This window comes from Christiangramia aestuarii, assembly GCF_009735585.1.
GTDB classification, from domain to species: Bacteria; Bacteroidota; Bacteroidia; order Flavobacteriales; family Flavobacteriaceae; genus Christiangramia; species Christiangramia aestuarii.
Window position 1 is genome coordinate 784,709 of the sequence record NZ_VJVW01000001.1, and the last position, 22,806, is coordinate 807,514.

24 protein-coding genes are annotated in these 22,806 nt (G+C 39.9%); 2 read left to right on the top strand and 22 right to left on the bottom strand.

Annotated elements, in window-relative coordinates; genetic code table 11:
• Nucleotides 1-21: 21 nt before the first annotated feature.
• On the bottom strand, nucleotides 22-948 hold the full coding sequence (ctlX, locus tag FLP08_RS03555; RefSeq protein ID WP_156274318.1) for a citrulline utilization hydrolase CtlX: 927 nt from the start codon (nucleotides 946-948) through the stop codon (nucleotides 22-24).
• A 10-nt stretch (nucleotides 949-958) separates the two neighbouring features.
• Nucleotides 959-1,870, bottom strand: coding sequence for a dimethylarginine dimethylaminohydrolase family protein (locus tag FLP08_RS03560; protein ID WP_156274100.1), 912 nt, complete (start codon nucleotides 1,868-1,870; stop codon nucleotides 959-961).
• 215 nt (nucleotides 1,871-2,085) lie between these two features.
• Here FLP08_RS03560 and FLP08_RS03565 point away from each other — a divergent pair, with 215 nt between their 5' ends.
• Both FLP08_RS03565 and FLP08_RS03570 read left to right on the top strand, forming a co-directional pair.
• Nucleotides 2,086-3,369, top strand: coding sequence for a glycoside hydrolase family 2 protein (locus FLP08_RS03565; RefSeq protein ID WP_156274102.1), 1,284 nt, complete (start codon nucleotides 2,086-2,088; stop codon nucleotides 3,367-3,369).
• Nucleotides 3,359-7,123 carry a glycosyltransferase gene (locus FLP08_RS03570; protein ID WP_156274105.1) on the top strand — a complete coding sequence of 1,255 codons (3,765 nt, stop codon included), beginning with the start codon at nucleotides 3,359-3,361 and terminating at the stop codon, nucleotides 7,121-7,123. The genes FLP08_RS03565 and FLP08_RS03570 overlap by 11 nt, the downstream gene beginning before the upstream one ends.
• Nucleotides 7,124-7,200: 77 nt before the next feature.
• Here the strand turns inward: FLP08_RS03570 and FLP08_RS03575 are convergent, their stop codons facing one another.
• From FLP08_RS03575 to rplF, 20 genes are all read right to left on the bottom strand, one after another.
• Complete coding sequence (locus tag FLP08_RS03575; protein WP_156274107.1) at nucleotides 7,201-8,484, bottom strand: citrate synthase; 1,284 nt, start codon at nucleotides 8,482-8,484, stop codon at nucleotides 7,201-7,203.
• A gap of 258 nt (nucleotides 8,485-8,742) precedes the next feature.
• Nucleotides 8,743-10,308, bottom strand: coding sequence for a glycogen synthase (locus FLP08_RS03580; protein WP_156274109.1), 1,566 nt, complete (start codon nucleotides 10,306-10,308; stop codon nucleotides 8,743-8,745).
• 141 nt (nucleotides 10,309-10,449) lie between these two features.
• A complete protein-coding gene (gene eno / locus FLP08_RS03585; protein WP_156274111.1) occupies nucleotides 10,450-11,739 on the bottom strand; it encodes a phosphopyruvate hydratase in 1,290 nt (429 codons plus the stop codon).
• 142 nt (nucleotides 11,740-11,881) lie between these two features.
• A complete protein-coding gene (locus tag FLP08_RS03590; protein WP_156274113.1) occupies nucleotides 11,882-12,541 on the bottom strand; it encodes a hypothetical protein in 660 nt (219 codons plus the stop codon).
• A complete protein-coding gene (locus FLP08_RS03595) occupies nucleotides 12,542-13,072 on the bottom strand; it encodes a hypothetical protein (protein ID WP_156274115.1) in 531 nt (176 codons plus the stop codon). It lies immediately after the preceding gene.
• Between the two features lie 129 nt (nucleotides 13,073-13,201).
• Nucleotides 13,202-14,419 carry a hypothetical protein gene (locus tag FLP08_RS03600; RefSeq protein ID WP_156274117.1) on the bottom strand — a complete coding sequence of 406 codons (1,218 nt, stop codon included), beginning with the start codon at nucleotides 14,417-14,419 and terminating at the stop codon, nucleotides 13,202-13,204.
• Nucleotides 14,420-14,552: 133 nt separating this feature from the next.
• The gene (gene carA, locus FLP08_RS03605) at nucleotides 14,553-15,665 is read right to left on the bottom strand and encodes a glutamine-hydrolyzing carbamoyl-phosphate synthase small subunit (RefSeq protein ID WP_156274119.1); all 1,113 of its coding nucleotides are present in this window, start codon (nucleotides 15,663-15,665) and stop codon (nucleotides 14,553-14,555) included.
• A gap of 113 nt (nucleotides 15,666-15,778) precedes the next feature.
• On the bottom strand, nucleotides 15,779-16,303 hold the full coding sequence (gene rplQ / locus FLP08_RS03610) for a 50S ribosomal protein L17 (RefSeq protein WP_156274121.1): 525 nt from the start codon (nucleotides 16,301-16,303) through the stop codon (nucleotides 15,779-15,781).
• A gap of 104 nt (nucleotides 16,304-16,407) precedes the next feature.
• On the bottom strand, nucleotides 16,408-17,400 hold the full coding sequence (locus FLP08_RS03615) for a DNA-directed RNA polymerase subunit alpha (protein ID WP_156274123.1): 993 nt from the start codon (nucleotides 17,398-17,400) through the stop codon (nucleotides 16,408-16,410).
• A gap of 22 nt (nucleotides 17,401-17,422) precedes the next feature.
• Entirely contained in the window at nucleotides 17,423-18,028 is a 606-nt protein-coding gene (gene rpsD, locus FLP08_RS03620; protein WP_156274125.1) for a 30S ribosomal protein S4, read from the bottom strand.
• 83 nt (nucleotides 18,029-18,111) lie between these two features.
• Nucleotides 18,112-18,516, bottom strand: a complete 405-nt coding sequence (gene rpsK / locus FLP08_RS03625; protein ID WP_156274127.1) for a 30S ribosomal protein S11 — start codon at nucleotides 18,514-18,516, stop codon at nucleotides 18,112-18,114.
• 8 nt (nucleotides 18,517-18,524) lie between these two features.
• A complete protein-coding gene (gene rpsM, locus FLP08_RS03630; RefSeq protein ID WP_156274129.1) occupies nucleotides 18,525-18,899 on the bottom strand; it encodes a 30S ribosomal protein S13 in 375 nt (124 codons plus the stop codon).
• A 2-nt stretch (nucleotides 18,900-18,901) separates the two neighbouring features.
• Nucleotides 18,902-19,018, bottom strand: a complete 117-nt coding sequence (gene ykgO, locus FLP08_RS03635; protein WP_010519235.1) for a type B 50S ribosomal protein L36 — start codon at nucleotides 19,016-19,018, stop codon at nucleotides 18,902-18,904.
• Between the two features lie 117 nt (nucleotides 19,019-19,135).
• Complete coding sequence (gene infA, locus FLP08_RS03640) at nucleotides 19,136-19,351, bottom strand: translation initiation factor IF-1 (RefSeq protein ID WP_072553873.1); 216 nt, start codon at nucleotides 19,349-19,351, stop codon at nucleotides 19,136-19,138.
• Between the two features lie 2 nt (nucleotides 19,352-19,353).
• Nucleotides 19,354-20,691 (bottom strand): preprotein translocase subunit SecY, encoded by a 1,338-nt coding sequence (gene secY, locus FLP08_RS03645; RefSeq protein ID WP_156274131.1) that lies wholly within the window; start codon nucleotides 20,689-20,691, stop codon nucleotides 19,354-19,356.
• Nucleotides 20,692-20,702: 11 nt separating this feature from the next.
• Nucleotides 20,703-21,155: a 50S ribosomal protein L15 gene (gene rplO, locus FLP08_RS03650; protein WP_156274133.1), complete on the bottom strand. Its 453-nt coding sequence runs from the start codon at nucleotides 21,153-21,155 to the stop codon at nucleotides 20,703-20,705.
• Nucleotides 21,156-21,164: 9 nt separating this feature from the next.
• Nucleotides 21,165-21,347 (bottom strand): 50S ribosomal protein L30, encoded by a 183-nt coding sequence (gene rpmD / locus FLP08_RS03655; protein ID WP_208012724.1) that lies wholly within the window; start codon nucleotides 21,345-21,347, stop codon nucleotides 21,165-21,167.
• A gap of 13 nt (nucleotides 21,348-21,360) precedes the next feature.
• The gene (gene rpsE, locus FLP08_RS03660; RefSeq protein WP_011710679.1) at nucleotides 21,361-21,885 is read right to left on the bottom strand and encodes a 30S ribosomal protein S5; all 525 of its coding nucleotides are present in this window, start codon (nucleotides 21,883-21,885) and stop codon (nucleotides 21,361-21,363) included.
• A gap of 5 nt (nucleotides 21,886-21,890) precedes the next feature.
• The gene (gene rplR / locus FLP08_RS03665; protein ID WP_156274135.1) at nucleotides 21,891-22,247 is read right to left on the bottom strand and encodes a 50S ribosomal protein L18; all 357 of its coding nucleotides are present in this window, start codon (nucleotides 22,245-22,247) and stop codon (nucleotides 21,891-21,893) included.
• A gap of 12 nt (nucleotides 22,248-22,259) precedes the next feature.
• Nucleotides 22,260-22,802 carry a 50S ribosomal protein L6 gene (gene rplF / locus FLP08_RS03670; RefSeq protein ID WP_156274137.1) on the bottom strand — a complete coding sequence of 181 codons (543 nt, stop codon included), beginning with the start codon at nucleotides 22,800-22,802 and terminating at the stop codon, nucleotides 22,260-22,262.
• Between the last annotated feature and the right edge of the window lie 4 nt (nucleotides 22,803-22,806).

Below are 22,806 nucleotides of genomic sequence, written 5' to 3' on the forward strand. Positions count from 1 at the left end.
TTAATTTATTGTCTGTTTTAATTATTCCGCTTTAGGAAGAAAAACCTCGGCCATCATACATCGGGCGCTTCCCCCTCCACAGGTTTCGATCGTTTTTATCTCAGAACTAAGAATTTCACAATGCTTTTCTATTTGAGCCTTCTGCTCATCGGTAAGACACCTATGTGCCCTGGCGCTCATCACAAGATATTTTTTATCCTTGCCCTGAACTTGCAGCATATTACCTGCAAATTCGTGCATCTGCTCCTCGGTAATCGAAATGATCTCCTTACCATCCATTTTCAGATGCTTTACCACATTCTTTCTCTCTTTCTTATCGTCTATGGTATCCAGGCAGATCACCGCAAACTCCTCGCCCACACACATCATCACATTGGTATGATAAATTGGGAGCCTTTTGTCCCCAACACTTTGATAAGCATTGAAAATTACAGGAGTGAATTCAAAATCTTCACAGAATTCTATCAAAAGATCCTCATCTGCCCGTGGAGAAATAGCACAATAGGCCTTTTGGTTCTGCCTATCCAGGATTAGACTACCGGTACCCTCAAGAAAAACATCATCTTCCTCGGCTCCCGTGTAATCCACAATATCGGTAATCTTGAACCCTGCATTTTCCAGCTCAGCGAAATACTGCATCCTGCGCTCTTTCCTCCTGTTTTCGGCAAACATCGGGTAAAGAGCAACCTGTCCATCATCATGAAATGAAACCCAGTTGTTTGGGAAAATCGAATCTGGAGTATCATCTTCAGGAATGTCATCCACCACGATCACATTTACCCCTACCTCGCGTAATTTATCTACGAACAGATCGAACTCCTGGGTTGCGATCTCGTTGATATCATCACCTTCCAGCTTGGTCTGGAAGTAATTATTAACCGCTGTTTGCTCATTCATTCTGAAACCGACCGGTCTCACCATCAATATCGTATCTGTAATCTGTCTCATCATTTTTTTCTTAATCCCTAATTAAAGGTAAGGTTGAACAACGCAACAAGCCTTCTTGCTTGGAGATCTCGGCATAGGGTACTTCTTCTACCGTGATGCCCTGACTTCTCAACCAGGTATTGAGCCTGGTAAATCCTTTTTCTGAAATTACCACATCTTCAGATATCGAGAAGATATTAGAATTCATCTGGTACATTTCGTCACGAGTAATATTATAAATGTTCGCGCTTCCGAAGAAGTCCACAAGCCATTGATATTCCTCCTCTATCAAAAATCCCTCCTTGTAAAGAATAGCTTTATCCTTACCAACCGGCTGAAAGCAACAATCAAGGTGCAAAGCATTATCCTTAGCTACGGTATTGGATTTTTTAAGGCTAAAAGAAACCACTTTCTTTTCAGGAAATATTTTTTGAAGGGCTTCTACCGCTTTTAGATTGGTCCTGGCCGTAATAAAATCCTTATAATCTGCACCTTTATACGTTCCAACAAAAATGTGATCTCCCATAGGCATCACATCTCCTCCTTCTATATGAGCATCTTCAGGCAGATTTATCACCTTGGCCGGGTCTATTTGATTGATCACATGCTCAATGGCATCTATCTCCTGGTCGCGATCTGGCAGTATATTGGATTTTATGAACTTATCCTCTATCACGAAAGCGATATCCCTGGTAAAGATCTGGTTATAATCCTCGATGAGTTTCGGCCTATAGACCTGCACATCATATTTCTTGAGCACTGAAGCAACAGCTTCCATCTCCTTCACCATATCCTCTTCCTTCGGATAGGTTCCTGCTTTTATATGTTCTTTAGACTTGGGATCGTAAGCTTCCTCCAGAGTTGGAATTGGCCCTATACTTTCGGCAGTACCCAGCACTACCGCCCTAAGTCTTGATGTTTCATTGGTAATATGCAAATTCATATCGCAAATTTTTGCAAATATAATAAAAGCCCCTGCCTAAAAATCATAATCCAGAGAAGATTATAGCTGCTTTTAACCTAAGCTAATGCCGTTTTCATATTCAGGCTTAGAACTAGTTTCTCTCAAGATTATAAAAATACTTTAATATATTAACTAACTTTGGGACCGATACTGCAAAAATTTATTTTCTGAAAGAGCTTGGCATCAAAGTAATATTGGGGATTTTACTTGCCTTAAATTTCGCATGTAGTGAGTACGAATGCAAGAACCATTCGGCTACTGTCCATATTGAAGAAACCAGGGACGGGTTTAGGCTAATTCGTAATGGCGAGCCCTATTATATAAAAGGTGGTGCAGCCAGTCCTGAATATCTAACCGAGCTTAGCGAAGCCGGTGGTAATACCGCACGTATTTATGACACTCTCTATCTTCGCCGCACCTTAGACCATGCGCAATCTTTAGGTCTGGCCGTAGTTGTAGACATCCCTCTGCCTAAAGTTTATATCGCTGAAGAATATTACGAAAACGAAGAACTCTTCAGATTGATAAAAGCAGGGGTTGAGCCTTTAGTTCGTAAATTCCATGACCATCCGGCTCTGTTGTACTGGAACCTGGGTAACGAGTTGTACTATCCCTACCTGTATGAGGTCTCTAAATTTCATGATAAATTCAATGAATTAATCGACCTTGTTCATTCAATTGATCCTAATCACCCCGTTAGCACCACCACGATTGGGGCCAATAAATCCAGGGTTCTTTCTATTCTTTCCAGGAGTCCGCAACTTGATTTTATATCATTTAATTCATTTGGGGTTCTAAGCAGTTTTTCAGATAAATTACGACCTATCTCTCCTATCTGGAAGGGTCCTCATGTGATCGCAGAATGGGGTGTAAACGGTCCCTGGGAGGCAAGAGTAACGGAATGGAAGGCTCCCATTGAAGAAACCAGTACTAAAAAAGCAGAACAAATCAGGGAACGTTATTATAATTATATGGAACCAATGAAAGGAGAAGGTTCCATAGGTAGTTTTATTTTTTACTGGGGCGCCAAAAATGAATATACACCTACCTGGTATAGCCTATTTGGGAAGGGACATCAAAAAACTCAGGCGGTTTTTGAATTATCTCAGATCTGGAAAAATACTAACGAAACCTTTCCCGGGCCAGTTCTTGAATATATTACTCTTAATGATGCAGGCGTAGGCAAAAACATAGTTCTATCTCCCAATTCACTAGCAGAAGCAAAAGTGATTTTACCAGAAGAAAGAGACCAAGCGCTTACTTATGAGTGGGAAATACGAAAAGAGTCATGGTATGATACCGGGATAAGTGAAATAGAAACAGGAATAGATTTTTTTACCAAAGATCAAGTTGCAAAATTCAGGACTCCAAAAGAGGATGGCCCTTATCGCCTTTTTGTTTATCTAACAAATGGAACAGAATATTATGCCACTGCCAATATTCCTTTCTACGTCTTAAACCCGCAGGATGAGGAATAAGATCCAGGAACCTACTAAAAATGAAAACATGGTGATCAAATTTTTGATCCTCCTTGGTATTTTCAGTATCCTGAATTTTCTTTTTTTCTTTCTAAGACCTGAATTCCATGGCAATACTTTCTTATTCGTCCTTTTGGCGATCAGCCTTTTCTACGGAATGATTAAAAAATTATACTTATGGTACAATTATTCGAATATTTCTGTCCCCCAAGAACCCATAAAAACGAGGGAATTTAGTGTAGACGTACTTACAACTTACTTCCCGGGGGAACCTTACCAAATGACCATCACCACACTGGAGGCCATACTTAATATAAGTTATCCTCATGAAACTTTTTTGTGTGATGAGGCCGATGATCCCTACCTGAAGGAGTTTTGCCAGAAACACGGCATTCACCATATTACCAGGGATAATCGTATCGATGCAAAGGCAGGGAATATTAATAATGCCTTAAATAAAATTGCCAGAGGGGAAATAACGGTAATCCTTGATCCAGACCATATTCCCGATCCGGATTTCCTGGACAGGACCATTCCTTATTTTTCAGATCCGAAGATCGGTTTTGTGCAGACCGTTCAGGGATATTATAATACGAAAGAAACACTGGTTGCCCGAGGAGCTGCGGAACAAACCTTTCAGTTTTACGGCCCCATGATGATGACCCTCAATTCATATGGTGCGGTAAATGCAATTGGTGCTAACTGTGTTTTTAGAAGAGAGGCCCTGGACAGTATTGGAGGGCATGCCCCCGGGTTATGCGAGGACATGCATACGGCCATGAAACTTTACGCAAAGGGTTGGAAAGGGGTTTATGTTCCAAAGATCCTGGCTCAGGGATTAGCCCCATCTAATTTGACGAGTTATTTCAAACAACAGCTAAAATGGGCCCGGGGAACTTTTGACCTCTTATTTAAAGTGTACCCTAAACTATTCAACAAATTCACTACTCGCCAAAAAATCCATTTTGGAGTTTTGCCATTGCATTATCTAAGTGGACTTATTTGTTTGATCAATTTCATAATACCAATTATCTCACTCCTTTTTTCCATTACACCATGGAAGGGCAATGTGATAGACTTTGCCTTGGTTATCCTGCCTGTGATCATGAGTTCAATTTTAATAAGGACATACATTCAGAAATGGGTGATCGAACGGAAAGAAAGAGGATTTCACATCATGGGAGGTCTTCTTGAAATAAATACCTGGTGGATCTACCTGCTTGGATTTTTCTATACCCTGATAGACAAAAACATCCCTTACCTGCCTACTCCAAAAGAAAATGAATTCGCCACGAATCTAAAAATAATCATACCTAATTTCGTTATAGCATTATTATCCCTGCTGGCGATCGTCATAGGCTTATCGAGAGATTTCACTCCTTTTATGATCGTAATGTCCGGGTTTGCCCTTTTCAATGCTATCATCATGATTCTGGGGATCTATCTTACGGTCAAGGTCACAAACGAAAACAATATTCTAAAGGAAAATCTGAACAAAAAGGTACTCACAGAACTTAATAAAATTAGATTCAGCTTTCTAAGAGCTGGAAACTCCATTTTTGGCCTTAGCAGGTTTTTAGCCCTTCCCCTTCTGCTTATCATGGTGTCAGTCTCATTAGGACTTAAACAGAAAAACGATCAGGCTAAATGGGATGATATCTCTTCCAGACCTCCTGAATTCAGCAACGAATTCTATCTGGGCATCTACCATCCAGACCGTGATACCGGAACGGTAGCCATTCAGGAAATTCGAGATATTGAACAACGACAAGAGGTTAATTTCGACATTATCTCTTTTTATATTGGATGGGACATATCGAACAAAAATCATTTTCCGGTTGAACAGCTTGAGGCTATTCAGAATGAAAAGGCAGTTCCCATGATCACCTGGGAACCCTGGATCAAGATCGATTCCACAATAGCCGATAAAAAGGAAACCAGAAGTATTCTCAAGCAAATTTCTTCCGGGAAATTCGATGATTATATCAGGTATTTTGGGCAGGAATTAGCCAGGTACGACAAACCTGTTTTCCTAAGGTTCGCGCACGAATTTGATAACCCGCAATATCCATGGTCACGAACAAAAGGCAAACTTAACGAAGAATTCAAGGCAGCCTGGAAACATATATTTAATTTAATAAAGCAACAGGGTGCTCATAAAACAATATTTGTCTGGAATCCTTGGAAATCTGAAGACATGCATAAGTTTTACCCAGGAGATGATTACGTGGACTGGGTAGGTATAACCCTTTTAAACTACGGAATATTGAACCAGAGAGGAAAGAATATTCCCTTCAGGCAACTTTATCAACCTTTTCATGATAAGTTATACTGGTTTACCAGCAAACCGGTCATGTTAGCTGAATTTGGATCCATCAAATACCCTGAAGTGGACCAGTCTGAATGGTTAAAGGAGGCATCGTACACATTACGGAAAGGTTTTTCTGAAATTTCAGCCGTAGTATTTTTCAACAGTGCTTATGACAACAATATCCCCGCCGGAAAGATCTACCTGGATAAATATATCGACTGGACCACAGATTCTATCTCTTTATTCCAGCCAGAGAAATCGGCCATAGAACCTATTAAGGAAAAAGATAGTCTTAGCAGCTTCAGAAGCTCACCTGCCATTAGTTTCAAAAAACCTATTAAGGGAGTCCGCTACCGGAAAGGTATCAGATGGAAAGACAACTATCATGTTTTAAGCCGAAAAAACCTGCTCAGGGATTTCCGATTAATGCAGGAAAACGGAATCAACACTATACTATATCCTGGAGGGAATGTATATGACCATAATATCCTGAAATATTCTGAACAAGAGGATATCGGCTTGATCTACGATTTCAGCAGGTTTTACCTGGCTGATCAACTTGAGGATTCAGCAAAAATGGAAGAAACTAAGCAGGAGATCCTTGAAAAGATATCAGAGTTAAATGAACAACCCAATATTACTGGATTTTCATTCAGTTTCTTAACTGAATCTGATTTTTTAAAACCTCTGCTTTTTCAGAAATGCAAAAAACTTCTGGCCTGGTTCACCGAAGTTTTTACAGAAATACGAAGGATAAATGAAAATACCCCGTTGATCCTGAATGTAGAATTAAATAAAGATACGAACAGCCTGATCGGGGAAATTGAAAAAACCTTATCTCCAGACTATTATGGACTGGAAATCACGAACCATGATCTTTCAACTTTAAAACAAATCAGGCAATTCGCTGAAGAAAATGACCTTCAAACCTTCGTAAGTTCTATTCCTCCAATAGATTATAGTAAGCAGGGAATTGAGAAAAATAGTTTCATCTTAGAAAACTGGCAGGATGAAAGGTATAGTAACGGCCTTAGTTTTAACGGACTCCTGGATTTTGAAGGCAGAAAAAAACAGGTCTTTAAAAAGTTCGATGATGAAGATATAAAAAATGAAAATGCCTTCAGGATCCTCAAACCGGCAATACCTCTTCTGGAAGGAAACAAGGAAACCTTTCACGCCTTGATTTACTATAACAATAACTGGAGTTTCAGCAAAGACGTCGATTACGATGGGATCCAATTTGAATGGAGCTTAATTAAAACCGATGAGTACGGAAATGACCTTGCACTAAAAAAATTAGGAAAAGGCCCGTTCATTAGAATTACCATACCCGGGGATTATCAGAATTATAAATTATTACTTAGCGTGATACGGGAAGATTCAAATTATGTGGAACAAAGTTTCACGAGCTTGCATACGCCTTTGAAAAAGGAACTAAATTGAACAGTACATTAAATTTTCAAAACAAAAAAAAGCCCTGTGATTAAACAGGGCTTTTTTAATTTATTATAATACAAAGATTACCTACTACCTAGCGGCTTGAATTCTCTGTGATTTTCTCCAATATATATCTGGCGTGGACGACCGATTGGTTCTTTTCTCAATCTCATTTCTCTCCACTGAGCGATCCATCCCGGAAGTCTTCCTAAAGCAAACATTACGGTGAACATTTCAACAGGAATACCTAAAGCACGGTAAATGATTCCAGAATAGAAATCTACGTTTGGATATAGTTTTCTTTTTACGAAGTAATCATCCTCCAGGGCTTCTTTTTCGAGACCTTTAGCGATATCAAGTACAGGATCTTCTACTCCTAACTGACCTAATACTTCATCTGCAGATTTCTTGATGATCTTAGCACGTGGGTCGAAATTCTTGTATACACGGTGTCCAAAACCCATCAAACGGAAAGGATCTTCCTTATCCTTGGCTTTCTGCATGAACTTGTGAGTATCACCACCATCTTCTTTGATTCTTTCTAGCATTTCGATCACTGCCTGATTAGCACCACCATGAAGTGGTCCCCAAAGTGCAGAAATACCTGCTGATAGTGAAGCAAAAAGCCCGGCATGAGAAGAACCTACCATTCTAACCGTAGAGGTAGAACAGTTCTGCTCATGATCTGCGTGAAGGATTAATAGTTTATCCAAAGCATCGATCACAGCCTTGTCTACGTTGTAAGTCTTGTTTGGCTTCTCGAACATCATCTTATGCAGGTTCTCTACATATCCAAGGTCCTCATCTCCGTAATTAAGCGGAAGGCTGTTCTTCTTTCTTAAGGTCCATGCTGCAAGTACCGGGAATTTCCCAAGTATCTTTACGATCGCCTTGTACATATCTTCTTCAGACTGAACATCTACCGAAGATGGGTTAAATGCGATTAGGGCACTGGTAAGTGAAGAAAGCACTCCCATTGGATGAGCAGATTTTGGAAAACCGTCCAGGATCTTCTTCATCTCCTCATCTACGTGAGACTGCTCCTTAATATCGTTGGTGAATTTTTCCAGCTGTTGCTTGTTTGGCAGTTCCCCAAAGATCAAAAGGTAAGCTACCTCCAGGAAATCTGCTTTTTCGGCAAGATCCTCGATAGCATATCCGCGATATCTTAAAACACCTTTCTCACCGTCCAAAAACGTGATGGCACTCTCGCAGCTTCCAGTATTCTTGTATCCAGGGTCTAAAGTGATAAGTCCGGCTTCTCCACGAAGCTTTTTAATATCTATCCCTATTTCATCTTCGGTTCCCACGGTAACGGGAAACTCATATTTCTTTCCGTCAAATTCGAGTGTCGCTGTTTTAGACATATTATTTTTAGTTCTTTTAGATTAATTTTTAAGGATTGCTAAATTACGAAATTTAGTGTTAAAATAATTTTAAGCAGACTATTGAAATTTCAGAAATACCCCGATTTTCTTCAGTTTTCGCAAATTTTAACTTTCTCACATCAAAATATTGGTCTTCTTTTAATAAGATAGCCCTGAATATGAAAAAAATAATCGCCTTTAATAGTAAGAAATTATGCTGGGATAGGCATTAATCTGGCAAATTGTGACCTGCTTTTATCAGACTTTTTCCTTAGCCTTCACTGCAAGCTGGTAAAGTTCCGCATAATAAGTTTCCACAGATTTTTCCCAGGTAAACCTCTTGGCCCTGGCGTTTGCACAAATCTCATCCCAGGCTTTTCTATCCTTAAAATACAGGTCTACAGCTTCTGAAAAGATTTTGACAAAATTTGCCGTTTTTTCCTTTACATTTTTACCATCAAAGCTGAAACCGGTTTTCATATTGTCCACCGTATCTATCAATCCGCCGGTATGATGAACAAGGCATGGCTGGCCATTTCTCATCGCCAGCATCTGGCTAATTCCGCAGGGCTCGAACTGGCTTGGCATGAGGTATAGATTAGATTCCTGGTAAAGCATGTCTATAATACTTTCAGACTGGGCATTGATGAAAATGAAATTCTTATGGTGGTAACTGGCCTCACGGAAGATCTCTTCATATTCTGGTGCACCTGTCCCCAGAAGAATATAAACGCCATTTACCTCGGTGAGTTTTTTCATCAAGCCGGGAAGCAGGCCTGGATCTTCTTTAAAGAAAAAGAATTTTTGTTCGGTAAGCCTGGCTACACTGGTGCAGATAAAATCTGGATTGTGTTCCTGCCACCTGGTGATCTTCTCCCCGGTATGGGCCAGGTAATGTGCTTTATAATCCTTTTTTTCTTCCTGCAGCCACCTGAATAATCTTCTCACGCACTGGCGGAATAAGATCCCGCTTTCTACAGTATTAATATTTGAATAGTTGGCTCCGTTTAAAATTCCGAAGAGCCGTTTTTCCTTATTTGCTTTTTTCAGATCTTCTTCAAGTCCCTCCCCTCCTATAAAATGCGGTGGATTACTTGGCTTCTGAATATCTTCCTTATATGAAGGAGAGACGGTATGCACGGCATCGGCCAGCCTAATCCCCACAGCCATGAGATTGATACAATCTGGATAACGGCGATCGTACAACTGTTCATGGTCAAATTCTATTTCAGGAAAAAATGCCTTTACTGAAGAATAGTTATTTTCAAATGGCCTTATCCCCTGGATGGCCAGGTTATGAATGGAATAAACCATCCTGATATCCTTAAGCACCTTAAACCCCGGATTAAATTTCCGAAGGAATAACAACATACTGGTATGCCAGTCATGCAGGTGAATGATATTCAGCTTACCAAAAACGCCTTCTCTCACCGCTGCGGCAACAGCTGTACAGAACAATGAAAAAACATTCGCATCTGTGTAAAAAGGCTGGTCTGGATCGTTAAAATAAATATGGGCGATATCCCCTGCTTTAATGTCTGGATGATGCAGCACATAATGTTTGATACCGGTGATCTCCTGTTTACCGGTCACCTCATAAATCTCGCCCCGATGCGGGACACCCCGAAAAATAAAATCTATATCGCTTACTTTTTCAGCTCCAGAAGTATGCAGTCTTGAATAAGCGGGGGTAATGATGCTGACGCGGTCACCCCTTGAAGCGATCTGCCTGGGAACATCTCTCACGACATCTCCCATTCCTCCAGCTTTGCAGCGGGGGATACCATCATTCTCTGCGGCGACGAAAAGAAAATTATTTTTCAATTGGTTATTTTGGTTTTCCTGAAATTAGTAATTAGGCCATAGTTCTCACAGCCCGGACTTTTAAATCATTGTTAAATTAAGGAACTTAAAATAAAAAAGCCCCTTCTTTCGAAGAGGCTTTTCAAATAATATTCTAAAATCTTATTTTATTTTGAATGCTTTATCCTGAGGATAAAAAGCTACATCGCCTAATTCTTCCTCTATTCTTAGCAATTGGTTGTATTTAGCCATACGATCACTACGGGAAGCAGAACCGGTCTTGATTTGTCCGGTATTAAGAGCTACGGCAAGATCTGCAATGGTATTATCTTCAGTTTCTCCAGAACGGTGAGACATCACTGAAGTATAACCGGCGTTATGAGCCATGTTTACGGCTGCGATAGTCTCGGTTAAAGTTCCTATCTGGTTTACTTTGATCAGGATCGAATTTGCAATATTTTCCTTTATTCCTCTGCCAAGACGCTCCACGTTGGTTACAAAAAGGTCGTCTCCAACCAGCTGTACCTTATCACCGATCTTATCGGTTACCGCTTTCCAGCCTTCCCAGTCATTTTCGTCCATTCCGTCCTCTATGGAGATGATTGGATATTTTGAAGCAAGCTCCGCCAGGTATTCAGCCTGCTCTTCGCTTGTTCTTACTTTTCCTTTATCACCTTCAAATTTGGTGTAATCGTATTTTCCGTCCACGAAGAATTCAGCTGCAGCGCAGTCAAGAGCGATCATCACATCTTTTCCAGGCTTATAACCTGCTTTTTCGATCGCCTTAAGAATAGTATCCAAAGCATCTTCGGTTCCATCCAGAGTTGGAGCAAAACCACCTTCATCTCCTACGGCTGTACTAAGACCCCTGTCGTGAAGTACCTTTTTTAGGTTATGGAAGATCTCGGTTCCCATTTTAAGAGCGTGAGAAAAGCTCTCTGCCATTACCGGCATGATCATGAATTCCTGAAAGGCAATTGGCGCATCACTGTGAGAACCCCCGTTGATGATATTCATCATAGGCACCGGAAGCGTATTTGCGCTCACCCCACCCACATATCTGTAAAGAGGCATATTCAGTTCATTAGCCGCTGCTTTAGCCACAGCAAGAGAAACTCCCAGGATAGCATTAGCCCCAAGTTTAGATTTATTCGGAGTTCCGTCAAGATCTCTCATAGTCTGATCGATCAGGTTTTGTTCAAAAACGGAAAATCCTAGAAGCTTCTGGGCGATTTCGCCGTTAACGTTCTCCACGGCTTTTGCTACTCCTTTCCCCATAAAATCATCTCCACCGTCGCGAAGTTCTACTGCTTCATGCTCCCCGGTAGAAGCTCCAGAAGGAACGGCAGCACGGCCCATAATTCCATTTTCGGTATATACATCAACTTCTACAGTTGGATTTCCTCTTGAATCGAATATCTGTCTTGCGTGAATATCTAAAATTGCGCTCATTTTCTATATTTTATTAGTTAGTTGAACAATCTGCAAGATACAAATACAGCTCTTAAAATACGAGTGTACATCACAGTTTTAAGGCATTTATAACTAATAATCAAGCTCAAACGTTTTCGAAAAAATCAAATGGGAGATTTCCCTAATTTTTGAAAATGTCAAAATAGGCCCGAAAGTTAATTCCCAATCCACCCTCACTCCCCCCAGCGTATTTTTCCGAGGAATCGGGGAATTGAAGATCTTCAAAGGCCTTCTTTGAATCCAGTGTTGTATAGGTAAGCAAAAGGCTGAATTTAATACGGTCCAGGCCGAAGAAATCACCCTCGACACCAGCAGAAAAATTCCAAAAAGAAATATTATCTGAAGTACCTGCTTCCTCCCGCAGTTCATATCTGGTATTATCGCGCAGAAAATACCTTTCAGACACTTTCATTCTTCCCAGATTAAATTCCGGTAAAAAAACCAGTGCGGCTTCCTGGTTACCGAAAATAAATTTTGGGCCAAGGGAGAAATTGAAAGAATTGAACCTGCCATCGAATTTTGCCCGTCCCTCAGGTGGTAATGATCCCAGATCAGGAAATTCCCTTATATTAGGTTGCCCGGAAAAGTAACTTATTCCGATCTCCGGTGCAAGAAATTTAAACCGCAGCAGCTCAGCCCCGGCCTCGAATCCGCCAAATGTATTGCCTTCAAAACCCTTATCATAGAAAGCCTTTGCCCCGGCATACACTTTAGGAGCCCATTGAGCGTTGGCATGAAAAGCACTGAAAAGGATAATTAATATTAGCGAGAGGCGCTTCACTTACTCCTTTCCCAATTTAAATCCAAGCTGAATATCTATTAGCGGGGAGAAATAAGTGTCTCCGGAATCATTAAATCCCAAACCGGCTCCAAGGTTCAGGTTCAGTTTAAAATTGCTGTTGTAAACCCTTTGTAAACCCCAGGCAGGCCCAAGGAAACCAGTATAATCATCCTCTAATTCCATATCACCAAAAACAGGATCTCCAATCCCTAAAACTCCCACGGCTGCGATATAATTGGCAGAGTTTTCAGATACCTTCTTGCCTTTATCCAGCCGCTTTTCAAAATTATAATAATAACGGTACTGCACTTCGAATTGAGGAAATACCCCATATTCAGGTTCGTCCAGGTAATAAGCATCATGATATCCAAAACCCAGCCCGGCCATGGCATCTATAGTAGAATTATTTGAAACCGCCCATTCGTACTCGGCAGAAGGTATGAGGAAATTAAGGGAAAACTGGTTCCGGGTAGTTTGGGATTGAGCAGCAAAACCTGCGAAGAACAGGAATAACATTAAAGCTTTCTTCATCTTAGATTTAGGATTTAAATTTCTTCATAAACTACACAAAACTATAAGGGTGAGCAACCTTTTTTTATATTTAACCGTTAAGGGAGTTAAAATGATAAGATATTACTCGACAGATTAAAAAGGAAATAATTAAAAAATCTTATAACCTAACTTCAAATTCAGACTGTTGTAAGAACTTTTCCAATCCAAATCATAACCACCCTCAACAAACCTTTCACCATTAACTGCCCGGCTTTCGTAATTCATACCTACATGGAATTTTTTAGAGAAATCAAGCCCCACACCAAACCTGAAACCTAAGGTAATGTCCAAATCTTCCAATACAGGATCCATCGCCCGGTTAGTATTAGCGAATAATATTTCAGAATTAACTGGCATATCTATTACAGGTCCAGCCTGTAAGAATAAATTCATATTCGTATTCAAAAAAAGATAGTGCTTCACTCCCAGGAAAAAATTTACTGAATTATAATTCACCCTTAGATCTGCATCATAATTTCTAGCATCTACGAATTTCTCATCACTAAATGATCTGTAGAACAATTCTCCCACAGCAGACCATTTATAATTATTAAAGCTGAAATTATATTCTAAATTGGCTCCTAAACCATATTCAAGACCGTTTAATTCGGTCCCCGCCGCATTCAGCCCTCTATCAACATTAAGGCTTGCATAGCCAAGCCCAACCACAGGCGAGAAATAAAATTCAGGCTTCCCTGTTTCAACCACATAGAATGGAGTAGTAGAATTAATGCAATTATTAAGTTTGGTGAAATAGCTCATTAAATCTGACCTGGTGTAATAAATGTTTTGAATCTGAAAATTTAAATTTTCACAGGTCAATTCGTTGCTTATTTGTTGACGGAACCTCTGATTTTCTAAAATTTTCCGGTTAACAAGATATTTTTTATAGATAAGCGGTTCAATTTCATCATCGCCTTTCCGGTAAAAGAACACCGATTTAGAACTGGTTTTATATTCTAACAGATCTATTTCTCCATTCACAAGCAATCTTAAAAAGACATTTTTTTCTTCGAAATCAGGGCTTCTTTTCTGGTCTAGATTACCGGACTTAGTAGAGGAGATTTCGATTTTGGCATAATCGCCTACATAATAGAAATCGCCTACTTTAAATTCCCTGACATCAGAAGCCTTTGCGGTTTCAACTTGGCTATTCCCAGAGATTTTATACTCAAATTCATCTGGATTAAGATTCCAGTCCATATTCTTGATCAGACATTCAGTTGTTTCCCCGGAGTTATTAATAAAATATCCTTTCTCAAATTCAAGTTGGGCGTGAGCAAAAGAGCAGAACAGTATGGCAATAAAAATTGAAAATTTCCTCAAAGCTGGTAGGTTAAGTTAAAAAGCAGTAAACATAAATAGATATTCTATGGTATTCAAATTTATTTTACAGCCAAGCGTGAATAAAAAAAGGTCGGGAATACCACCCGACCTTTTAATTCTTATATAACTTGTTTTATGCTTTTACAGATTTGATCCTGTCGATGAACTTATCAAAAAGATAGCTGGCATCGTGCGGCCCAGGGCTGGCTTCAGGGTGGTATTGCACAGAGAACGTATTCTTGTTCTTCATGGCAAGTCCACCAACGGTCCCATCATTCAAACAAATGTGGGTTACTTCTACATCAGGGTGAGCTTCGGTTTCTTCCTTGTCTACAGAGAATCCGTGGTTCTGGGATGTAATCTCGCCTTTCCCGGTGATCATATTCTTTACAGGATGGTTGATCCCCCTGTGACCATGGTGCATCTTATAGGTTTTGATCCCGTTAGCAATAGCTATGATCTGGTGACCAAGGCAAATACCAAACAACGGATGATCGTTCTCAATAATGGTCTTGGTTACCTCAATGGCGCTATCCAGCGGCTGTGGATCTCCAGGACCATTTGAAAGGAAATATCCGTCTGGATTCCATTCTTTCATATCCTCATAGGTAGCATCGTAAGGATACACCTTAATATAAGCGTCCCTTTCAGCCAGATTTCTAAGAATATTAGTTTTAATTCCCACGTCTAAAGCAGCGATCTTATAGGTTGCATTTTCATTTCCATAGAAATATGGCTCTTTGGTGGAAACTTTAGAGGCTAACTCTAACCCGTTCATATCTGGCACCTTTTTCAGTTCCTCCTTTAGACCATCGATATTGTCTACATCTGTAGAGATGATCGCGTTCATGGCTCCATTTTCACGTATGTAGGTAACCAGGGCACGAGTATCCACATCTGAGATCGCGAAGATCTTATTTTCTTCCAGGAAGTCTTCCAGGGACTTATCGGCTGCAGGCCTGGAATAGGTATAACTGAAGTTCTTACAAATAAGCCCGGCGATCTTGGCGCTATCAGACTCATTTTCATTTTCATTGGTTCCGTAATTACCAATATGAGCATTGGTGGTGACCATAAGCTGTCCAAAGTAGGAAGGGTCTGTAAAGATCTCCTGGTAGCCGGTCATCCCGGTGTTGAAACATACTTCGCCGGTTGCACTACCTTCCTTATTGCCGACCGCCTTGCCGTAGAAGATAGTTCCGTCTTCCAGTAAAATAATCGCTTTTCTTTTAGCCTGATATTTCATAGTCGTGTTGTGTGTTTACTGTGGCTGTAAAAATAATTATCAATAGGGTATAAAAAAAGGATAAACTATTAAAGCTTATCCTTTTAAAATTTAGATTATAAAGAGAATCATTTCTATTCTTCTTTTTTATCATCCTTTTTTTCTGCCTTTGGCTCTTCAGCCTTTGGCGCTTCTTTTTTAGTTTCTGTAGCTGGTGCAGTAGAAGCAGTATCTTCAGATTTCTTCTTACCGGCACGACGCGTAGATTTTTTCTTCTTAGGCTTATCTACACCATAAGTTTCATTGTAATCTACAAGCTCGATCATCGCCATTTCAGCAGCATCTCCAAGACGGCTACCTAGTTTAATAACTCTGGTATAACCACCTGGACGATCTCCTACTTTAGGAGCAACATCTCTGAAAAGCTCACTAACAGCTTCTTTGCTTCTAAGTTTACTAAACACAATCCTTCTGTTGTGAGTAGTATCTTCTTTAGACTTAGTTACTAGAGGCTCTACAAATACTTTAAGAGCTTTAGCCTTGGCAACTGTAGTGTTGATACGTTTATGCTCAATTAGGGAACAAGCCATGTTTGCAAGCATAGCCCTGCGGTGTGCAGTCTTTCTACCTAAATGATTTCCTTTTTTTCCGTGTCTCATGACATTTTTTGTTTCATCATCTTGCTACGACCCACTTTGAGGAGCAAATTATGACGGGATTATATAATTTAACTAAAAGCAGGGAAAATTAATTCCCCGCGAGCTTAGTCTTTATCTAGTTTATATTTAGACAGGTCCATACCGAAGTTTAAACCTTTGTTGCTTACAAGCTCTTCAAGCTCGGTAAGTGATTTTTTACCGAAGTTTCTGAACTTCATCAAATCATTCTTATTGTAAGAAACAAGGTCACCTAAAGTATCAACTTCAGCAGCTTTCAAACAGTTAAGAGCTCTAACTGAAAGATCAAGATCTACCAGTTTGGTCTTAAGCAATTGTCTCATGTGAAGAGATTCTTCATCATAAGTCTCTGTTTGAGCGATCTCATCTGCCTCAAGAGTGATTCTCTCATCAGAGAATAACATAAAGTGGTGGATAAGGGTCTTTGCTGCTTCGGTCAAGGCATCCTTAGGATGTATAGAACCGTCACTAATAATTTCGAATACCAGTTTTTCATAGTCAGTCTTCTGCTCAACACGGTAGTTCTCGATGCTATACTTTACATTCTTTATAGGAGTGTAGATAGAATCTGTGAAGATCGTACCAAGTGGAGCATTGGCTTTTTTGTTTTCTTCGGCCGGAACGTAACCTCTACCTTTTTCGATAGTTACTTCCATATTCAGGCTTACCTTTTTATCCATATGACAGATTACCTGGTCTGGATTAAGGATCTGGAATCCTGAGATGAATTTCTGGAAGTGACCGGCAGTTAATTGCTCTTCTCCGGAAACTGAAATGGTAACCGATTCGTTATCGATCTCATCGATCTGCCTTTTAAATCTGATCTGTTTCAGGTTAAGGATTATCTCGGTTACGTCTTCCACTACTCCTGCGATGGTAGAGAATTCGTGATCTACACCTTCAATTCTAACTGAAGTGATCGCGAAACCTTCCAAAGAAGATAAAAGCACTCGTCTTAAAGCGTTACCAACGGTTAATCCATATCCAGGTTCCAAAGGGCGAAATTCAAATTTCCCTTCGAAATCGGTTGAATCAATCATTATAACTTTATCGGGCTTCTGAAAATTTAGTATTGCCATATTTCGACTTCTGTGTGAATTATTATTTCGAATATAATTCGACTATAAATTGCTCATTAATGTTTTCAGGAATCTGAACTCTTCCAGGTACAGATACGAAAGTTCCTTCTTTCTTCTCTGAGTTCCATGAAATCCATTCGTAAACACTGCTGTTGTTTGATAATGATTCCTGAATCACAGCAAGTGATTTAGATTTTTCTCTTACTCCTACAACATCTCCGGCTTTCAGGTGGTAAGAAGGTATGTTTACTAGTTCTCCGTTTACAGTGATGTGACGGTGACCAACTAACTGACGGGCTGCTCTTCTAGATGGAGCAATTCCCATACGGTACACTACGTTATCTAAACGGGACTCACAAAGTTGAAGAAGCACCTCACCGGTAATTCCCTGCGCGCGGGTTGCTTTTTCGAACATGTTGCGGAACTGACGCTCAAGAATACCATAGGTATACTTGGCTTTTTGCTTCTCCATTAACTGGATAGCATATTCAGATTTTTTTCCACGACGACGGTTATTCCCGTGCTGTCCTGGAGGATAATTTCTTTTTTCGAAAGATTTGTCGTCTCCAAAAATAGCTTCACCGAATTTACGGGCTATTTTAGTTTTTGGACCAGTATATCTTGCCATTACTATTATTGTTTTAGAAAGGGATTATGAATTAAGGCATAAGTCCTTCGATAATCTAAATCCTCTCCTATTATTAAAATTAATTAAACTCTACGTCTCTTTGGTGGACGACAACCGTTGTGTGGAAGCGGGGTTACATCGATGATCTCGGTCACTTCTATCCCATTGTTATGGATAGATCTGATCGCAGATTCTCTACCGTTTCCAGGACCTTTTACGTATACTTTAACTTTACGCAGTCCAGCTTCGTGAGCTACTTTCGAAGCATCTTCAGCAGCAAGCTGTGCAGCGTAAGGAGTATTTTTCTTAGATCCTCTAAAGCCCATCTTCCCTGCAGATGACCATGCTACAACATCTCCCTTTTTGTTGGTAAGAGAAATAATGATGTTGTTGAAAGAAGCAGTTACGTGAGCTTCACCGTTTGATTCAACGATTACTTTACGTTTCTTCTGAGTTTTCCCGGCCTTTTGATTTGTCTTCTTTGCCATACTACTTACTATTTAGTTGCTTTTTTCTTGTTAGCAACTGTTTTTCTTCTTCCTTTTCTGGTTCTGGAGTTGTTTTTGGTTCTTTGACCTCTTAAAGGCAATCCAGCTCTGTGGCGGATACCTCTGTAGCATCCAATATCCATTAGACGCTTAATACTCATTTGAACCTCAGTACGTAATTCTCCTTCGATTGTATACTGACCTACGGCCTCACGAATCTTACCGATCTCATCATCATTCCAATCTGAGACTTTCTTACTCTCATCTACTTTAGCCTGTGCAAGTATCTCCTGAGCCCTGCTTTTGCCAATTCCGAAGATATAGGTCAATGCTATAACTCCTCGCTTTTGTTTAGGTATATCTACCCCTGCAATTCTTGCCATAATTAGCCTTGTCTTTGTTTAAATCTAGGATTCTTTTTGTTAATCACGTAAAGGCGCCCTTTTCTGCGTACGATTTTGCAGTCGGCACTTCTCTTTTTTATTGATGCTCTAACTTTCATCTTTATCTCTTTTTGATTCACCGGCAGAGCCTTACCTCATTCGATGAAATTTTAGCCCTCATAAATTTTTCAGACTGCAAAAGTATAAAAAATTTATAAAAGGCTGAAAATTACTTTTTAGTATCTGTAAGTTATTCGAGCCTTAGTTAAATCGTAAGGACTCATTTCCAGTTTTACCTTATCACCAGGAAGCAACTTGATATAGTGCATTCGCATTTTCCCGGAGATATGGGCAGTCACGACGTGACCATTCTCCAATTCTACACGGAACATCGCATTAGATAATGCTTCAATAATTGTCCCGTCCTGTTCAATTGGTGGTTGTTTTGCCATAATTAAGCTACTGCTTTTCTGTTTTTACCTGTTTTCATTAATCCGTCATAGTGTCTATTCAGCAAGTAAGAATTTACCTGTTGCATAGTATCTATCGCAACTCCAACCATAATTAAAAGCGAGGTACCTCCGAAGAATAACGCCCAGTTCTGTTGTACACCCAACAGTTGAACAACTATTGCAGGGAACACTGCAATAAGCGCCAGGAATATAGATCCTGGAAGGGTTATCTGAGACATAATGCGATCCAGATATTCAGAGGTTTCAGTTCCCGGACGAATCCCAGGAATAAAACCACCGCTTCTCTTAAGATCGTCAGCCATTTTATTTGTTGGAACTGTGATCGCAGTATAGAAATATGTAAATATAATGATCAATAATGCGAACACGAGATTATACCAAAATCCGAAAATATTCTGAAATGCTGCGGTTACCCCCTGTGCCGTATCTGAGTCTGAAAGACCAGCTAAAGCTACAGGAATGAACATAATTGCCTGAGCAAAAATGATAGGCATTACCCCAGACGCATTCAGTTTTAACGGAATGTACTGTCTTGATCCGAAAACATTCTTTTCATATCCACCTGAAGCAGATCTTCTGGCATATTGCACCGGAATTTGACGCACCGCCATAACTAGCATCACTGAAGCCATGATAATGGCAAACCAGATAACTAATTCTATCAGTATCATTACCAAACCACCGTTCGATTCAAATACTCTTGAAGCGAATTCCTGAATAAAGGCTTGCGGCAGGGTGGCGATAATACCAACCATAATCAATAATGAAATACCGTTACCAATACCTTTATCTGTGATCTTCTCACCTAGCCACATTGCGAAAATTGTACCCGTAGTAAGGATGATCACCGATGAAACAACGAATGTGATGTTGTCTCCAAGCATGAATGCTTCTCCCGGTAATGTCGCAAACAGGTTATAGATATAACCAGGTCCCTGTACAAGGGTAATCGCAATGGTAAGCCAACGAGTGATCTGATTGATCTTCTTACGCCCGCTTTCACCTTCTTTCTGAAGTTTCTGAAGATAAGGAATCGCGATTCCCATCAACTGTACCACGATCGAAGCGGAGATATAAGGCATAATACCTAATGCAAAAACAGAGGCGTTAGAAAAAGCGCCCCCTGTAAAAGCATTAAGAAGTCCTAATAACCCACTGTCGGTCTGGTTGGCCAGATTCGAAAGTTGGGCTGCATCGATTCCGGGAAGCACAACTTGTGCCCCGAATCGATATACCAAAAGCAAACCGAGGGTTACTAAAATTCTGTTTTTTAGCTCCTCGATTTTCCAAATATTCTTGATCGTATTGATGAATTTCATTTGATTATCTATTATAAAGTAACAACTTCACCTCCGGCAGCTTCGATAGCTTCTTTCGCTGAGGCCGTAAATTTATGAACAGATATTTTCAACTTTGCCTTTAATTCACCTCTACCTAATATCTTAACAAGCTCGTTTCTTCCAGCAAGACCGTTTTCAACTAACACGTCCATATCCACTGTATCTTTGATCTTCCCTTCGTCTACTAGAGACTGAAGAGTATCAAGGTTGATACCCTGGTATACTGTACGGTTTCTGTTTGTGAATCCAAATTTTGGAACACGTCTTTGAAGAGGCATCTGCCCACCTTCAAAACCAATCTTTTTAGAATAACCAGAACGTGACTTGGCACCTTTGTGACCTCTGGTAGCGGTTCCACCTTTACCAGATCCTTCACCACGACCAATACGCTTGCTATTTTTTCTAACTGAACCTTCTGCAGGTTTTAAGTTACTTAAATCCATGAGAGATTATTATTTTGTTTCTTCTACAGAAACTAAGTGTTTAACTTTATTTACCATACCAAGGATGTTTGGCGTATCGTCATGCTCAACCGTCTGCCCTATTCTTTTAAGTCCTAAAGACTCAAGAACAAGCTTTTGATTCTTAGTGCGGTTGATTGCACTTTTTACTTTTGTGACTTTTATCTTTCCCATCTTATTCCTTGATTTATCCTTTAAAAACCTTTTCCAATGAAACACCTCTCTGTTTTGCAACAGTTTCAGCACTTCTTAATTGTAGTAAGGCATCAAAAGTAGCTTTTACAACGTTGTGAGGGTTTGAAGATCCCTGGTTCTTAGAAAGTACATCATGTACTCCTACAGATTCCAATACCGCACGAATCGCACCACCAGCAATAATACCGGTACCGGCAGCAGCTGGAAGCAACATTACTCTTGCTCCACCGTACTTACCTTTTTGTTCGTGAGGTAAAGTTCCTTTATGTAAAGGAATGCGTACCAGATTTTTCTTAGCGTCTTCTACCGCTTTAGAGATAGCGTCTGCAACTTCCTTGGATTTACCAAGTCCTTGCCCAACAACACCATTTTCATCTCCAACTACAACAATAGCAGAGAATCCAAAAGCTCTACCACCTTTTGTAACCTTAGTAACACGTTGTACTCCAACCAAACGATCTTTTAATTCAAGACCTCCAGGTTTTACATGTTCTACGTTTTTATAATCTTGATACATATTTTCTAGAATTTTAGTCCTCCTTCGCGAGCACCTTCTGCTAATGATTTAACTCTACCGTGATATAAATATCCACCTCTATCAAAAGAAATAGTATCTATTCCGGCTTTTTTCGCTTTCTCTGCAATGGCTTTTCCAACCATAACAGCCTGCTCTTTTCTATCTGCAGAAGCAGAAGCGATTTCCTTATCTCTTGAAGAAGCTGATGCTAAGGTCTTACCTTCTACGTCGTCGATAATCTGAGCATAAATTTCTCTATTGCTTCTAAAAACAGATAATCTTGGACGGCTTTCAGTTCCAACGATATCCTTACGGATACGTTTTCTGATTTTATTTCTTCTATCTTGTTTTGACACTGCCATAACTAAACTTTATTAAGCTGATTTACCTGCTTTTCTTCTCAATTGCTCTCCTACAAACTTGATACCTTTTCCTTTGTATGGTTCAGGTTTTCTGAATGAACGGATTTTCGCTGCAACCTGTCCTACAAGTTGTTTGTCATGAGAAGTAAGCTTCACGATAGGATTCTTACCTTTTTCTGAGACAGTCTCCACTTTTACTTCTGGAGCCAAATCTATCACAATATTATGAGAATAACCAACGGCAAGATCAAGCTTGTTTCCTTGGTTGCTGGCTCTGTAACCAACCCCAACAAGTTCAAGTTCTTTAGTGAAACCATTAGTAACACCTTCAATCATATTGTTAATCAAAGCACGGTAAAGACCGTGTTTTGCTTTCTGATCACTTTTCTCTGAAGAACGCTCGAAAGTAATTACATTATCCTCGACCTTTACATCGATGTCTTTTACTTCCTGCTTAAGTTCTCCCAATTTTCCTTTTACCGTTACAACACCGTCTTTGTGATCTACTGTCACACCTTCTGGAATTGTAATTGGGCTTTTACCTATTCTTGACATTTCT